Genomic DNA, 15,242 nt, shown 5'->3' on the forward strand with positions numbered 1-15,242 from the left:
CTGGGAGGGGAGGGGGAGGAGGGAGGCCGGCGAGCTCGGGGGCCCGTCGTGCTGTGCATCCAGCTTCGCATGACGGCTGACAGATTTCAATATTTGTCATTCGTGAGGGTGAACGGGGGGTGCCGGCGGGACGTGTCCGGAGTGGCTTCGTTGCAGCTCAGCGCATGGTGCGGGGCAGGCGGAAGCCGAGCAGGGTGGTGCCCAGGACGATCACCAGCTGGGTCAGCAGGGCGGCGAGGAGCGCGTCACGGATCCCGGCGGAGGGCAGCAGCGAGAGGAAGAGCGTGCCGAGCGTCGCCACGCCCAGGGCCAGGCCCGACTGCTGGGTGGTGACCATCACGCCGCCGCCGACCCCCGCCTGCGCCACCGGCAGCTCGCTCAGCACGATCCGCATCACCACCGGCAGCAGCAGCCCCTGGCCGATGCCCAGCACGGCCATGCTCGGGGCGAGTGCGGCGACCGGGATGGCGGGCCAGCCCGCCTGGACGGTCAGTGCCAGGGCGAGGAGTCCGGCGCCCTGGATCAGCGAGCCGGTGATCACCACCTTGCGCCCGAAGCGCTGCACCAGTCGGGGGCCGGCCAGCGAGGCGAGGAAGAAGGCGACGCAGAGCGGGAGCAGGGAGAGGCCCGCGGCCAGCGGCCCGTAGTGCAGTCCGCTCTGGAGGGCGACCGCCACCACGAACATGAAGCCGCCGAAGCCCAGCGAGAACGGGACCAGCATGGTCAAGCCGCTGCGGACGGAGGGGATGCGGAAGAGCGAGGGCGGCACCAGCGGGGTCCGGCCGGTGCGTTCGGCGCGGCGCTCCACGGCCACGAACGCCGCGGTGGCGAACGGGAAGACGGCCAGCAGCAGCCAGGACCACAGGGGCCAGCCGGCGGCCCGGCCCTCGGTCAGCGGCAGCAGCAGGGTGATCAGCGCGGTGGCGAGCAGGGCGGTGCCGGCGCCGTCCACGCGGGTGGGGTGCGGGGAGCGGCTCTCTGGCACCGTACGGGCCGCGAGCAGCCAGGCCGCGGCGGCGATCGGGACGTTCACCAGGAACACCGCGCGCCAGCCGCTGCCCGCCAGGTTCACCGAGACCAGCAGCCCGCCGAGCACCTGGCCGACGGCGCTGGAGACCCCGGCCGTGCCGCCGTAGAGGCTGACGGCCTTGGCGCGCCGCTTGCCGGTGGTGGCGGCCTGGATGGTGGCCAGCACCTGGGGCAGCAGCAGTGCGGCCGCCGCGCCCTGGGCGACCCGGGCGGCCACCAGGGTCCAGGCGTCCGGGGCCAGCCCGCAGGCGAGCGAGGTCAGTCCGAAGGTGGCCAGTCCCCACAGGAACAGTCGGCGCCGGCCGGCCATGTCGCCGAGCCGGCCGCCGAGCACCAGCAGCGTGGCGTAGGCGACGCCGTAGCCGGCCACGATCATCTCCAGCATCGCGGGGCCGGCGTGCAGATCGCGGTCGATGGTCGGCAGGGCGACGTTGACGATGAAGAAGTCGATCATCGGGAGGGCCGCGCCCAGCAGGATGGTCAGCAGGCCCAGCGGGGTCAGTAGCGGGGCGGCCGCCGGGCGGGTCGGGGCGGCTGCCGGCGGGAGGGTGGACGGGGCGATGGGGACGGTGGAAGCTATGGGGGTTTCGCTCACGGAGATGAGGATCCTGCCCCACTCAGCCGGGTACCAGAGTGTCCTTATCCTGGTATCAGCGCTACCTGGCAACTGGCTGCAGACTGGGGCAGGCTGGACCCATGACCGTGGATGCGACCGAGGCCGCCAGGGCGGCCCAGCCGGGTGCCGGGGCGACGCCCACCAGGAGCACGACGGGGCCGGCGGGCGGCGCCGGGCACCGTGCCGACGACGCGGTCCGGCGGGCGGAGCTGGCCGCCTTCCTGCGCAGCCGGCGCGAGCGGATCACCCCCGAGCAGGTCGGGCTGCCGCGCGGCACCCGCCGCCGCACACCGGGGCTGCGCCGCGAGGAGGTCGCGCATCTCGGTGCCGTCGGCGTCACCTGGTACACCTGGCTCGAACAGGGCCGGGACATCCACGTCTCCCCGCAGGTGCTGGATGCCGTCGCCCGCGCCCTGCTGTTGGACCGCGCCGAGCGTAGCCACCTGTTCGCCCTGGCCGGGGCGGTCGATCCGCTGCCGGGCAAGGAGTGCACCGGTGTCCCCCGGGCGCTGCGGGAGATCATCGACGGGCTCGCGCCGTATCCGGCCGCCGTCCAGAACAGCCGGTTCGACATCCTCGCCCACAACACCGCCTACGGGCAGCTGATGTGCGACCTGGACGCGCTGCCCGCCGAGGACCGCAACTGCATGTGGCTGGCGTTCACCCACCCCGGGTGGCGGGCGATCCTGGTCGACTGGGAGGCCACGGTCCGCACGATGACCGCCAAGTTCCGTGCCTCGATGGCCGAGCACATCGCGGAGCCGGGGTGGAAGGCGCTGGTGGCCCGGTTGGCGGAGGCGTCGCCGGAGTTCCGCGAGATATGGGCGCAGCACGAGGTCGAGCGGGCGACCAGCGCGGTCAAGGTCTACCGGCACCCGGTCGTCGGCGTCCTCCAGCTGACCAGCACCAATCTGTGGCTGGGGCCCAACACCGGTTCGAAGGTGCTCACGTACACGCCGGTGGACGAGGCGTCCCGGGAGCGCCTTGTGGAGCTGGCGGAGTTGGCGGAGTTGGCGCGCACGACGGTGCCCGGGGCGGCTGCGGTGCCCGCGGCGGCTGCGGTGCCCGCGGGGGCCGTGGCGCCGCCCGCGTAGGACGCCCCCGCAGGGCCGGTCCGGGGTGTCGTTACGAGCCGGTGCTCGCCCGGCTGTGGTCGTGCGCCGTCTCGTCCTCGAAGAGGGCGGCGGTGCGCCGGGCGGTGGTCGCGGCCCAGCGGCCGGTGGTCAGGGCGCCCAGCAGGAGGATGGCGCCGCCGCAGCCGGTGATGATCCACCAGGCCGGGTGGGCGGCGGCCAGGAACTCGGGGCGGGTGGCGCCGGCGTGCGCACCGCCCGCCAGTACGGCGCCGATCACCGCGACGCCCAGTGACTGCCCGACCTGCCGGCTGGTGGAGGCCACGGCCGCCGCGACGCCCGCCTGGGTGCGTGGCATGCCGGACACCGCGGTATTGGTGATCGGCGCGTTGACCAGGCCGAATCCGATGCCGAAGAGGACGTATCCGGTGAAGAGCAGAGCGGGGGCCGACTCGGTGTTGAAGGCCGCGAAGAGGACGCCGCTGGCCGCCATCGCGCAGCCGGCCAGCAGCAGCGGAAGCCGTGGCCCGCGGCTGCCGACCAGCCGGCCGGAGAGCGGCGCGAAGACCAGCGTCATCCCGGCCATCGGCAGCATGTACAGGCCGGCGTCCAGGGCGGACAGGCCGCGGATGTTCTGGAGGTAGAGGGTGTTGACGAACAGGAAGCCGCCGAGCGCGGCGAACGCGCAGACCGCTATCACCGTCGCGCCGCCGAACGGGGCGCTGTGGAAGAACCGCAGGTCGATCAGCGGCTCCAGGCGGCGCCGTTCGTAGCCGATCAGGCCGAGCAGGGAGATCAGCGCCACCATCACGAACGCCAGGATCTCCGCCGACGTCCAGCCGACCTCCGGGGCCTCGATGATCGCGTACGTCAGCGAGCCGAGCAGCGTGATCACCAGCAGTTGGCCCACCGGATCGACCCGGCGCGGCCGGGGGGCGCGGGACTCGGGCACGTAGCGGGAGGTGAGGAAGAGCGCCAGGGCGCCGATCGGCACGTTGATCCAGAAGATGGAGCGCCAGCCGACGCTCTGCACCAGCAGCCCGCCGATCACCGGCCCGGCGGCCATGCTGATGCCGACCACCCCGCCCCACACCCCGATGGCGCGGGCCCGCTCCCGGGGGTCGGTGAAGGTGTTGGTGATGATCGACATGGCGACCGGGTTGAGCATCGAGCCGCCGACCGCCTGCGCCATCCGGAACACCACCAGCCACCCCAGGTCGGGCGCCAGGCTGCACAGCAGGGAGCCGATCGAGAAGACCACCAGGCCGACCGTGAAGACCCGGCGGCGACCCAGGCGGTCCGCGGTCGAGCCGGCGAGCATCAGGAGCGAGGCCAGCACCAGGGTGTAGGCGTCGATCGTCCACTGCATCCCGGAGACCGAGGCGCCCAGGTCGTGCTGCATCGACGGCAGGGCGACGTTGAGGACGGTGTTGTCGAGACTGACGATCAGCAGGCTCATGCAGCAGATCGCCAGGACGAGCAGACGCCGCCGACGGCTGAGGTCAGGCATGGTTGAACGCTACAACGATCCGGCCTGGACGGCCCCGGGCGGGGCCCCCGGCCGGGTGCGGGACAATGGGGACCATGAGTTCGCTGCAGATCGGTCCGCACACGGTGCAGCCCCCCGTGGTCCTGGCCCCCATGGCCGGTATCACCAACGCCCCGTTCCGGACGCTGTGCCGGGAGTTCGCCGAAGGCGACGGCTGGGGGGCCGGGGGCCCGAAGCCTCAGGCGCTCGGGTCGCAGTCCCCGGGAGAGCGCAGCAGCAGGGGACTCTTCGTCAGCGAGATGATCACGACCCGGGCACTGGTCGAGCGCAACGACAAGACCATGCAGCTGATCCACTTCGACGCCGGCGAGCGTCCGCGGTCGATCCAGCTGTACGGCGTCGACCCGGTCACCGTCGGCAAGGCCGTCCGCATGATCGTCGAAGAGGACCTGGCCGACCACATCGACCTCAACTTCGGCTGCCCGGTCCCCAAGGTCACCCGCAAGGGCGGCGGCTCCGCCCTCCCGTACAAGCGGCACCTGCTGCGCGCCATCCTCCGCGAGGCGGTCACCGGCGCCGGTGAGCTGCCGGTGACGATGAAGATGCGCAAGGGCATCGACGACGACCACCTCACCTACCTCGACGCCGGCCGGATCGCCGTCGAGGAGGGCGTCACCGCCATCGCCCTGCACGGCCGCACCACCGCCCAGCACTACGGCGGCACCGCCGACTGGGACGCCATCGCCCGCCTGAAGGAGCACGTTCCGGAGATCCCGGTGCTCGGCAACGGCGACATCTGGTCCGCGGACGACGCGGTGCGGATGATGCGGGAGACCGGCTGTGACGGCGTCGTGGTCGGCCGCGGCTGTCTCGGCCGCCCCTGGCTCTTCGGCGACCTGGTCGCCACCTTCGAGGGCACGGGCGCTCCCAAGGCACCTGGCCTGCGCGAGGTCGCGGCCGTCATGGTGCGGCACGCCACCCTGCTCGGGGAGTGGCTGGGCGACGAGGCCCGCGGCGTGATCGACTTCCGCAAGCACGTCGCCTGGTACCTCAAGGGCTTCGCGGTCGGCTCCGAGATGCGCAAGCGGCTGGCGATCAGCTCGTCGCTGGCCGAGCTGGCAGAGGGGCTGCACGAGCTCGACCTGGACCAGCCGTGGCCGATCGGCGCCGACGGCCCGCGCGGCCGGACCTCCGGCAACAACCGCGTGGTGCTCCCGGACGGCTGGCTGCGCGACCCGTACGACTGCGCCGGCGTCGGCGAGGACGCCGAGCTGGACACCTCCGGCGGCTGACGAGCGGACCGTCGTGAGCGGGCCGGGCCGGTCGGTCGGGCCGGTGCGCGGCGGTTGGGCCCGACGGTCAGCCTCGTGGCGGTCAGGCCCGGGTGGTCGGTCCCGTGGCTGTCAGGCCCGGCGGTCAGTCCCGTTGCGGTCAGGCTCCCGGCGGTCAGCCCCCGGCCGTGACTGGTTCGCCGCGTCGGCCAGTAGCCCGGCCGCCCCGACCTCCCGGTAGCGCGCCAGCAGTTCACCGATCACCCGCACCCCGTCCGGGTCCGCCGGCGTGTAGATCCACATCTTGGTGTCGGGCGCCTCGGCGCGGGTGAAGCCGGTCGCGACGATCGTCACCCGGCGGCCGTCGGCGGTCCGGAACGTCTTGCGGTGCGCGGCCGGTGCGCCGACGTCATGGCGCGCCCACATTTCCGCGAACCGCGGGGACGCCGCGGAAAGCCGCCGGATATACGCCCGCCACTGCGGATCCTGGAGCCGGCGGCCGAATTCGTTCCGCAAATGCCCGACCATGACGGCCAGCTCGTGCTCCCAATTCACCAAGGGCTGGGATTCCTCGTCCGCGGTGAACAGCCGCCACAGCACATTCCGTTCCGCCGGTGGCAACAGCGCCACCCGCGGATCGAGCGCGGCATAGGCGTCGTTGAACGCGAGGACGTCGTAGCGGGCGCCGACCAGGCCCGCCGGCAGGGGGCTCAGCGCGTCGAGGATCGCCTGGAGCGTCCCCTCGCCGGGCGGCGGGTCCGCGGGCGCGGGCGCGGCACCGGTGGCGCCGGGGACGGCCGCGAGCCGGTGCAGGTGCGCGCGCTCCGCCGGGTCGAGCAGCAGTGCCCGGGCGATCGCGTCCAGCACCTGCACGCTGGGGTTGATCGGCCGGCCCTGTTCGAGCCAGGTGTACCAGGCCACTCCGACGCCCGCGCGCTCGGCGACCTCCTCGCGGCGCAGCCCCGGGGTACGGCGCCGCGGACCGCCGGGCAGCCCCACGTCCTGCGGCGCCAGGCGCTCCCGGCGGAGTCGGAGGAACGCGGCGAGTTCGTCGCGCCGGGCGGCCGCCGCGACGGCGGAACGGGGGGTGATCGCAGGCACCGCACCATCATCTGCGACGCCCGCGACGCGTGCCAGATACCGCGGGTACCAGGATCACTGCATCCTGGTACCCGAATCCGCGATTCGTGAGGATCGCCGTTATGAACGGAACAACACCCGCCCACCGCACCGGAATTGCCGATACTTCGCGGAATCCGCCGACGCCGGCGCAATGCAGGGAAAAGGGGAGCCGCGCACTGCGCCGCGGACGGAAAAGGGAACGGGCCGGCGCGGACCGCGGTACCGGAATTCTCGTCGTCGTTCTCGGCGCGGTCTTCATGGCGCTGCTGGACGCCACCGTCGTCAATGTCGCCACCCCGGCCATCCGCAGCGATCTGCACACCACCGGAGCCGCGCTCCAACTGATCGTCTCCGGCTACACCACGGCGTACGCGGCGCTGCTGATCACCGGCGCCCGGCTCGGTGCCCGGCACGGCTTCCGGACCGTCTTCCTGCTGGGCCTGGCCGTCTTCACCCTCGCCTCGTCCGCGTGCGGGCTGGCGCCGGGGGCGGGGGTGCTGATCGGCGCCCGGGTGGTGCAGGGGCTCGGCGCCGGCTTGATGGTGCCGCAGATCTACAGCCTCATCCAGCTGACCTTCGAAGGGCCGGCCCGGGCCCGGGCGCTGAGCCTCTACGCGACCGCCGTCGCGGCGGCCGTGGTGGTCGGGCAGGTCGCCGGCGGACTGCTGGTCAGCGCGGACCTGTTCGGTACCGGCTGGCGCCCGGTCTTCCTGCTGAACGTGCCGGTCGGGGTGGCGCTGCTGGCCGCCGCGGCCCGGCTGCTGCCGCGGGAGACGGCCCGTACGGCCAAGGGGCTGGACCTGCCCGGGCTGGTCACGCTGACCGCCGCGCTGCTGTTGTTGGTCGTCCCGCTGGTGCTGGGGCACGAGCAGCACCAGCCGCGGTGGACGTGGCTGTGCCTGGCCGCGGCGCTGCCGGCGGCCGGGCTGTTCGTCCTGGTCGAGCGGGCGGCGGCCCGGCGCGGCGGCGCACCGCTGGTGCCGGGCCGGGTGCTGCGCTCGCCGGACCTGGTGTGCGGTGCGGCCGCCCTGTTCTTCTGCATGGCCGGCTACGCGGGCTTCCTGTTCGCCTTCTCCCAGCACCTCCAGACCGGCCTGGGGGAGTCCGCGGTCCGCGCCGGTCTGACCTTCGCGCCGTTGGCCGTGGGCGTGGCGGTCGGCAGTCTCACCTGGCAGCGGCTGCCGGCCCGTTGGCACCTGCCGATGATCGTCGCCGCCGGCATCCTGGCCGCGGCCGGCTACCTCGGCCTGGGCCTGGTGCTGCGCGCCGGCGGCACCGGCGGCCCCCTCCTGCCGCTGCTCCAACTGGTCTGGGGGCTGGCCCTCGGCTTCACCACCAGCCCGTTGCTGACCCTGGCACTGTCCGGAATCGCCCCGGCCGACGCCGCGGACGCCAGCGGGGTGCTCACCACCGTCCCGCAACTCGCCCAGGTGATCGGCGTGGCCGGCTACGGCAGCGTCTTCCTGGCCCGGGCCGCGGGCCCCGGCGGCCGGGCGGCGGCCTCGGCGCACGCCCTGTACGCGACCGCGCTGCCGGTGGCGGTCGGCAGCCTGCTCGCCGCGCTGGCGGTGCTGCCGCTGCTGCGGCGCCGGCGTCTTCCGGGCCGGGGTGCCGCAGCGGCGGCAGCCTGCGGACGCTGAGCGCCGGAAGGCCCTGGCCCACGACGGGCCGCAACGCCGCAACGCCCGCACCATGGGGGACGGTGACGGCGCTGCGCACCCTGGTCCTCGTGTCCGCCCCCCCGTACACCACCGGCCGCGTCGGCGGGCGGCTGGCCGGGCGGTGTCGGCGGCTCGACGACCCGCTGGTCGCCCCGGCCGCTCGGTATACGACTCCGGACGCTGAGGCGGTGTTCCCGTAGGCGGCGAACTATGGCCTGATACGGGCGCCCGGCGTGCCGTGGTCGGTCCGCCGCCGATCGACGCTCGACACGCGCCCCTCACCGCACGGGGCGACGCTCCCGGTACGCCCTCCCGGTACGCCCTCCCGGTACGCGCTCCCGGTACGTCCTCCCGGAGCTAACGCCGCAGGTGCTGCGGGCCCCCTTAGCCGGGGGCGATCCGGAGCTCCCGGTGCAGGCCGGTGCCGCCTCGGGGCGGCGGGTGGCCGGATTGCGTGCCGAGCTGTCCGCCGTACGAGAACGGGCCCGCGTTGCGGTCGACGCGGCCCTTGATCACATCGCGGCGACGGGTCCAAATGATGGACCGGCGTCACACATGAGCGCGTGATTCTCGCCACCCCTGATAGGGGTTGCGCTCAGATGAGCACTAGGGGGTGGGCTCCACCTCTCGCAAAGGTGGCACCCGGTGCCACTCGCCATCCGTTCAACCCATCAAGTGAAACATGGCTGTCCGTAGTAATGCGCGCCCATGCGACTGCGTATCGCAGTGATGCATTCAGGTAGTAAACGATGGTCGAAATGCTTGATCACATTGGATCTGCTGGCGGACGCCGGGTTACGCACGTATGTCGACCAAGTGGACGTACCCATACGCCTTCGATCTGGGTATGTTCCTCGCCGTCAGGGCAGCCCGTCGGCGAGGAGTCAGACCCGTGCCGGAAACACAAGATCCCCACGTAAGCCAGTCTTCTTCCGTGAAGTTCGTCTACGACTTCACCGAGGGCAACAAGGACCTCAAAGACCTCCTCGGTGGCAAGGGCGCCAACCTCGCGGAGATGACCAACCTGGGGCTTCCCGTCCCGCCCGGCTTCACGATCACCACTGAAGCCTGCAAGGTCTACCTGGAGAGCGGCAACGAGCCCGCGGCACTCCGTGCCGAGGTCTCCGAGCACCTCGCCGCCCTTGAGCGGAAGATGGGCAAGCAGCTCGGTCAGGCCGACGACCCCCTGCTGGTTTCGGTGCGTTCCGGGGCGAAGTTCTCCATGCCCGGCATGATGGACACCGTCCTCAACATCGGCCTCTCCGATGCGTCGGTTTCCGGCCTCGCCGCGCAGGCCGGCGACGAGCGGTTCGCCTGGGACTCCTACCGTCGCCTGATCCAGATGTTCGGCAAGACCGTGCTGGGCGTCGACGGCGAACTCTTCGAGGAGGCCCTGGAGGACGCCAAGCACACCAAGGGCGTCACCGTCGACGTCGACCTGGACGCCGCCGACCTCCGGGCGCTGGTCGACCGGTTCAAGCAGATCGTCACCAAGGAGACCGGCCGGGAATTCCCCCAGGACCCCCGCGAGCAGATGGACCTCGCCGTCCGCGCGGTCTTCGACTCCTGGAACACCGACCGCGCCAAGCTCTACCGCCGCCAGGAGCGCATCCCCGGCGACCTGGGCACCGCGGTCAACGTCTGCTCCATGGTCTTCGGCAACCTCGGCCCCGACTCCGGCACCGGCGTCGCCTTCACCCGCGACCCGGCCAGCGGCCACCAGGGCGTCTACGGCGACTACCTGCAGAACGCGCAGGGCGAGGACGTCGTCGCCGGCATCCGCAACACGGTCCCGCTCGCGGACCTGGAGTCGATCGACAAGAAGTCGTACGACGAGCTGATGCAGATCATGGAGACGCTCGAAACGCACTACAAGGACCTGTGCGACATCGAGTTCACCATCGAGCGCGGCAAGCTGTGGATGCTCCAGACCCGGGTCGGCAAGCGCACCGCCGGCGCCGCCTTCCGCATCGCCACCCAGCTCGTCGACCAGGGCCTGATCGACGAGGCCGAGGCCCTCCAGCGGGTCACCGGCGGGCAGCTCGCGCAGCTGATGTTCCCCCGCTTCGACCTGGACGCGAAGTCCGAGCTGATCGGCCGCGGCATCGCCGCCTCCCCGGGCGCGGCGGTCGGCAAGGCCGTCTTCGACTCCTACACGGCCGTCAAGTGGTCGCGCTCCGGCGAGAAGGTCATCCTGATCCGCCGCGAGACCAACCCCGACGACCTCAACGGCATGATCGCCGCGGAGGGCATCCTCACCTCCCGCGGCGGCAAGACCTCGCACGCCGCCGTCGTCGCCCGCGGCATGGGCAAGACCTGTGTCTGCGGTGCCGAGGAGCTGGAGGTCGACACCAAGACCCGCAAGTTGACCACCAAGGACGGCACCGTCATCGAGGAGGGCGACGTCGTCTCCATCGACGGCTCCACCGGCAAGGTCTACGCCGGCGAGGTCCCGGTCGTACCGTCCCCGGTCGTCGAGTACTTCGAGGGCCGGATGCACGCCGGCGCCGACGACGCCGACGAGCTCGTGCAGGCCGTGCACCGGGTCATGGCCTACGCCGACCGGGTCCGTCGCCTGCGGGTCCGCGCCAACGCCGACAACGCCGAGGACGCCGCCCGCGCCCGCCGGTTCGGCGCCCAGGGCATCGGCCTGTGCCGCACCGAGCACATGTTCCTCGGTGAGCGCCGCGAGATGGTCGAGCGGCTGATCCTGGCCGACACCGACGCCGACAAGGACGCCGCCCTCGCCGAGTTGCTGCCGCTCCAGAAGGCCGACTTCATCGAGCTGTTCGAGGCGATGGACGGCCTGCCGGTGACCGTCCGCCTCCTCGACCCGCCGCTGCACGAGTTCCTGCCCGACATCACCGACCTGTCGGTGCGCGTCGCGCTCGCCGAGGCCCGCCACGAGAAGCACGAGAACGACCTCCGGCTCCTCCAGGCCGTACACAAGCTGCACGAGCAGAACCCGATGCTGGGTCTGCGCGGCGTCCGCCTCGGCCTGGTCATCCCCGGCCTGTTCGCCATGCAGGTACGGGCCATCGCCGAGGCCGCCGCCGAGCGCAAGAACGCCAAGGGCGACCCCCGGGCGGAGATCATGATCCCGCTGGTCGGCACCGTCCAGGAGCTGGAGATCGTCCGCGAGGAGGCCGAGCAGGTCATCGCCGAGGTCGAGCAGGCCCGCGGCGTCAACCTCAAGCTCACCCTCGGCACCATGATCGAGCTGCCCCGCGCCGCCCTCACGGCCGGTCAGATCGCCGAGTCCGCCGACTTCTTCTCCTTCGGCACCAACGACCTCACCCAGACCGTCTGGGGCTTCTCCCGCGACGACGTGGAGGCCAGCTTCTTCACCGCGTACCTGGAGAAGGGCATCTTCGGCGTCAGCCCGTTCGAGACCATCGACAAGGACGGCGTGGGCTCCCTCGTCCGCAGCGCCGCGGAGGCCGGCCGGGCCACCCGCCCCGACCTCAAGCTCGGCGTCTGCGGCGAGCACGGCGGCGACCCGGAATCGGTCCACTTCTTCCACGAGGTCGGCCTGGACTACGTCTCCTGCTCCCCGTTCCGCATCCCGGTCGCACGACTGGAAGCGGGCCGGGCGGCGGCCGGATCCCAGGGCAGCGACAGCCGCTGACCTCCCGGGGCACCGGCCCCCCCCCACACCCCCGGAACCGGCGGCGGGCGCACCCTGCGACCCTCAACGCCCGCCACCCACTCCGGCACCCCAACGAGGGCGGCACCTGTGCGGAGGTGCCGCCCTCGGAGCGTTGCCAGGCGCAGTGCCGGCCTACGCAGGCGGGCCCGTGCCTGGCTGCGTCTGCGGCAGCGCAAGCAGCGCAGATAGTGGGCGGCGCGAACGGCGGCCAACTATGCCAAGGCGGCGATGGAGAGAGTGACGTGCCGGTACCAAGCCTGGTAGAGCCGGACTTGGTACTGGGGCGAAAGAGGCCACACCGACAGCACACTGCCCCGTCTGGTCGACGCCCGCCTCCTGGCGGCTACTCGATCGACGAGCCCTCGCAGGCGGTGAGCACCCCGGCGGAGGCGATCAGGCTTGAACGCGATCCTGTCACCTGGCGGGCCACGCGTCACCGCGCCGCTGGGCGGCTGACTGAAGTGTTGCCCCGATACCCCGTCCGGTCCCCGGGCAGGGCTCCGTCTGAACGGAACCGGTCGCCCTACGCGGCCGTGCGTCTCAGGTCGAGGACCAGCACGTCGTGGAGTGCGGCACCGACCCCGGGGCGAGCCTCACCGATCTTGCGGTAGCCCCACGAGCGGTAGGCCGCCTGTGCCGCCTCGCTCGCCGGATGGACGTTGAGCAGCACCCGCTCGGCGTCGATGCCGTCGAGGAGCGTCTGGTGCAGGCGGCGCGCGATGCCGTGCCCGCGCCACGGCAGGCGTACGGCCAGTTCCAACAGGCCGAAGGTGCGGTGGCCGTCCTCGCGCCGCATGGCGTCCGGCACGGGCTGGGTGAGCCGGTCCCACCAGTCGGTCTGCGGTCCCAGGGGCCAGCCGTACGCCATGCCGACCGGTGTGCCGTCCGTCGTGCGGGCCAGGGCGGCCCGGAACGTGCGGTTCGGTGTCCGGGAGCGGAAGCGCCGGAAGGCGGCTGCGACGTCGTCCGCGGTCTCGCAGTGGGGCGGCTCGGCGAACGCGTCGGCGTAGACGAGGGTGAAGTCGGCTTCGGCCTGCTCGGCGGCCGGGCCGTCCAGGCGTGCGACGGTGATGGTTACGGGTCGGGTCATGTGGTGCCCCTCAGACGGTCGCGCGGGGGCGGTCGCCGTACGCGCGGGCGGTCGCCGTGTCGGTTCCGGCGACGACGCACCGGAACGTCCGGATTGTGCCCAGCGATCGCGGCGGGAGATCCCCCCGCACGTCTCAAGTGCGGTGACGATCCCGGCGCGTGCCGCCTCGGCTTCCCGCGCCTTGAGGAGAGCACCCGCCGGTTTCGGGGGACTCACCAGCTCACTCCGGCATGCCACGAGGGCGGCCTCCGTGCGGAGGCGCCGGCCGCGGAAATTCCGGGCGGGGGTGTGGGAGGTCGTGCCTAGCATGGGTGGGTGGACATTTCGCGACTTCCTGCTGAGGCGCGGCAGCGGCGCCGTGCTGAGATCCGTGCGTTCCTACGGTCCCGGCGGGCCCGGGTCACGCCCGCCGAGGTGGGGATGCCGGCCGGCGGCGGGCGGCGCACCAGTGGGCTGCGGCGGGAGGAGGTCGCGGTGCTCGCCGGGGTCGGCGTGTCCTGGTACACGTGGCTGGAGCAGGGGCGTGAGATCAATGTTTCGGGTGAGGTGTTGGACGCCGTTGCGCGGGTGTTGCGGCTGGCGCCGGCCGAGCGTGCGCACCTGTACTTGCTCGCCGGGCTCAACCCGCCGCCGGCGGACGCCGGATCGGACGCCGGGCCGGACGCCGGGCCGGACGTCGGGCCGGGGGGTGTGCCGGACGCCTTGCGGCGGGTGGTGGACGGCTGGCTGCCGCGCCCCGCGTATCTCATCGACCGGCACTGGAACTTCGTCGCCGTCAACGATGCGGCCCGCGCGGTGTTCGGGTACGACGCCGGTGACCACAACTGTCTGGTCAGCTTCTTCACCAGGGGCTCGGTGGCGGTGTCGCCGTGCCACTGGCAGGACGCGGCGCGTGCCATCGTCGGGCAGTTCCGGGCGGACGCCGCCCGCTACCCGGACGACCCGTGGTTCGGTCGGCTCGCCGTCGATATGTGCGCCGCCAGCCCGGCCTTCGCCGAACTGTGGGCGGAGCACCAAGTAGGCAGCGCAGCACAGGGGTTGAAGGCGTTGCGGCACGACACGGCGGGCGAGTTGGTCTTCGAGTACACCACGTTGCCGTTGCCGGATCTGCCCGGACACCGGTTGATGCTCTACACGCCCGCGCCGGGCAGTGACACGGGGGACCGGCTGGGCCGGTTGATGGAGACCTTCCGGCCGGTCACCGTGTAGGTCGGCGTGCGGCCGTAACGGGGGTCGGCGGCGGAGGCGCCCTGGGGGCCGTGTCGTCGAAAGTGGTGGTGGCAGACCCAGGTTTGTCCGGCACTCCCGCCGGCCGGCGGGCCGGCAGACGATCGTCCGTATGCAGCGATTCACCAACAAGACCGTCCTGATCACCGGCGGGGCCACCGGCATCGGCCTGGCCACCGCCCGCCGCCTACTGGAGGAGGGCGCCTACGTCGTCCTCACCGGCCGCCGGCCGGAGCGGCTGGACGCGGCGGCCCGCGCCCTCGATGCGGGCGGTGGCCGTGTGCTCGTGGTCCCCGCCGATGTCGCCGAACCCGCCGATCTGGACCGGCTCATGCGGCGGATCGAGACCTGGCGCGGCGGCCTGAACGTCGTCTTCGCCAACGCCGGCGTCGGCGTCTTCGGGCCGAGCGGGCAGCTGAGCCCGGCCGACCTCGACCGGATGCTGGACGTCAATGTGAAAGGGGTCTACCGCACGGTTCAGAAGGCGCTGTCGCTGATGGCCGAGGGGGGCGCGTTCGTCCTCAACGCCTCGTGGACCGTGCACCGCGGACTGCCGGTCGCCGCGGCCTACGCCGCGAGCAAGGCGGCGGTGCACAACCTGGCCCGTACCTTCGCCGCGGAACTCGCCCCGGCCGGCATCCGCGTCAACTCCGTCAGCCCCGGCTACATCGACACCGAGATGTACCGCGCCGCCAACCCCGGGCCGGACGCCGAGGCCCGGGACGCCGCGCAGGTGCCGCTGGGCTGCCTGGGGCACCCCGACGAGGTCGCCGCGACGGTGGCCTTCCTCGCCTCCGACGACGCGTCCTACATCACGGGACAGGATGTGATCGTCGATGGTGGGTTGGTGGCCGCAGTCGTGGCGGGGGCCGGGGTCGGGCAGCCGTCGGGGGAGTGGAAGTGACGGGGCGTGAGGGGCCTCAGGGGCGTCAGAGGGAGCGGGTGGGGGAGCGGCGTGTTGGGCGGGGTGGCGGCTCCGTCGGGAGGCGGCGCGGTCGGGCTCTGCGTCCGGCGG

At 72.6% G+C, this 15,242-nt stretch carries 11 protein-coding genes; 7 read left to right on the forward strand and 4 right to left on the reverse strand.

The features are described from left to right. Positions 1 to 157: 157 nt before the first annotated feature. On the reverse strand, positions 158 to 1,624 hold the full coding sequence (locus tag ACO0M4_RS25555) for an MFS transporter (protein ID WP_430373245.1): 1,467 nt from the start codon (positions 1,622 to 1,624) through the stop codon (positions 158 to 160). 101 nt (positions 1,625 to 1,725) lie between these two features. Here ACO0M4_RS25555 and ACO0M4_RS25560 point away from each other — a divergent pair, with 101 nt between their 5' ends. Next, positions 1,726 to 2,739 carry a helix-turn-helix transcriptional regulator gene (locus tag ACO0M4_RS25560; protein WP_430373246.1) on the forward strand — a complete coding sequence of 338 codons (1,014 nt, stop codon included), beginning with the start codon at positions 1,726 to 1,728 and terminating at the stop codon, positions 2,737 to 2,739. A 31-nt stretch (positions 2,740 to 2,770) separates the two neighbouring features. Here ACO0M4_RS25560 and ACO0M4_RS25565 read toward each other — a convergent pair whose 3' ends face one another. Continuing rightward, positions 2,771 to 4,228 (reverse strand): MFS transporter, encoded by a 1,458-nt coding sequence (locus ACO0M4_RS25565; RefSeq protein ID WP_430373247.1) that lies wholly within the window; start codon positions 4,226 to 4,228, stop codon positions 2,771 to 2,773. A gap of 74 nt (positions 4,229 to 4,302) precedes the next feature. Here ACO0M4_RS25565 and dusB point away from each other — a divergent pair, with 74 nt between their 5' ends. Then, the gene (dusB, locus tag ACO0M4_RS25570) at positions 4,303 to 5,499 is read left to right on the forward strand and encodes a tRNA dihydrouridine synthase DusB (protein ID WP_430373248.1); all 1,197 of its coding nucleotides are present in this window, start codon (positions 4,303 to 4,305) and stop codon (positions 5,497 to 5,499) included. Between the two features lie 111 nt (positions 5,500 to 5,610). On the opposite strand, the gene ACO0M4_RS25575 is transcribed toward dusB, so the two are convergent. Continuing rightward, the gene (locus tag ACO0M4_RS25575) at positions 5,611 to 6,579 is read right to left on the reverse strand and encodes a helix-turn-helix transcriptional regulator (RefSeq protein ID WP_430373249.1); all 969 of its coding nucleotides are present in this window, start codon (positions 6,577 to 6,579) and stop codon (positions 5,611 to 5,613) included. A 101-nt stretch (positions 6,580 to 6,680) separates the two neighbouring features. Between ACO0M4_RS25575 and ACO0M4_RS25580 the strand changes: the two genes are divergently transcribed. The 3 genes from ACO0M4_RS25580 to ppdK all read left to right on the forward strand — a co-directional run bounded on the left by ACO0M4_RS25580 (position 6,681) and on the right by ppdK (position 11,889). Next, a complete protein-coding gene (locus tag ACO0M4_RS25580; protein ID WP_430373250.1) occupies positions 6,681 to 8,240 on the forward strand; it encodes an MFS transporter in 1,560 nt (519 codons plus the stop codon). 89 nt (positions 8,241 to 8,329) lie between these two features. Further along, positions 8,330 to 8,461 (forward strand): hypothetical protein, encoded by a 132-nt coding sequence (locus ACO0M4_RS25585; RefSeq protein ID WP_430373251.1) that lies wholly within the window; start codon positions 8,330 to 8,332, stop codon positions 8,459 to 8,461. 734 nt (positions 8,462 to 9,195) lie between these two features. After that, positions 9,196 to 11,889 (forward strand): pyruvate, phosphate dikinase, encoded by a 2,694-nt coding sequence (ppdK, locus tag ACO0M4_RS25590; protein ID WP_430373252.1) that lies wholly within the window; start codon positions 9,196 to 9,198, stop codon positions 11,887 to 11,889. Between the two features lie 544 nt (positions 11,890 to 12,433). On the opposite strand, the gene ACO0M4_RS25595 is transcribed toward ppdK, so the two are convergent. Beyond that, positions 12,434 to 13,000, reverse strand: a complete 567-nt coding sequence (locus ACO0M4_RS25595) for a GNAT family N-acetyltransferase (RefSeq protein WP_430373253.1) — start codon at positions 12,998 to 13,000, stop codon at positions 12,434 to 12,436. A gap of 315 nt (positions 13,001 to 13,315) precedes the next feature. Here ACO0M4_RS25595 and ACO0M4_RS25600 point away from each other — a divergent pair, with 315 nt between their 5' ends. Then, entirely contained in the window at positions 13,316 to 14,209 is an 894-nt protein-coding gene (locus ACO0M4_RS25600) for a helix-turn-helix transcriptional regulator (protein ID WP_430373254.1), read from the forward strand. A gap of 130 nt (positions 14,210 to 14,339) precedes the next feature. Continuing rightward, entirely contained in the window at positions 14,340 to 15,131 is a 792-nt protein-coding gene (locus ACO0M4_RS25605; RefSeq protein ID WP_430373255.1) for an SDR family NAD(P)-dependent oxidoreductase, read from the forward strand. Positions 15,132 to 15,242 lie beyond the last annotated feature (111 nt).

It is taken from the genome of Streptomyces sp. RGM 3693 (assembly GCF_050471125.1).
Classification (GTDB): Bacteria; Actinomycetota; Actinomycetes; order Streptomycetales; family Streptomycetaceae; genus Streptomyces.

What these genes read in the sequence shown, in the direction of transcription:
- ACO0M4_RS25560 (WP_430373246.1), top strand. Translation starts at nt 1,726, where the DNA reads ATGACCGTGGATGCGACCGAGGCCGCCAGGGCGGCCCAGCCGGGTGCC.
- ACO0M4_RS25565 (WP_430373247.1), bottom strand. Translation starts at nt 4,228, where the DNA reads ATGCCTGACCTCAGCCGTCGGCGGCGTCTGCTCGTCCTGGCGATCTGC.
- dusB (WP_430373248.1), top strand. Translation starts at nt 4,303, where the DNA reads ATGAGTTCGCTGCAGATCGGTCCGCACACGGTGCAGCCCCCCGTGGTC.
- ACO0M4_RS25580 (WP_430373250.1), top strand. Translation starts at nt 6,681, where the DNA reads ATGAACGGAACAACACCCGCCCACCGCACCGGAATTGCCGATACTTCG.
- ACO0M4_RS25595 (WP_430373253.1), bottom strand. Translation starts at nt 13,000, where the DNA reads ATGACCCGACCCGTAACCATCACCGTCGCACGCCTGGACGGCCCGGCC.
- ACO0M4_RS25605 (WP_430373255.1), top strand. Translation starts at nt 14,340, where the DNA reads ATGCAGCGATTCACCAACAAGACCGTCCTGATCACCGGCGGGGCCACC.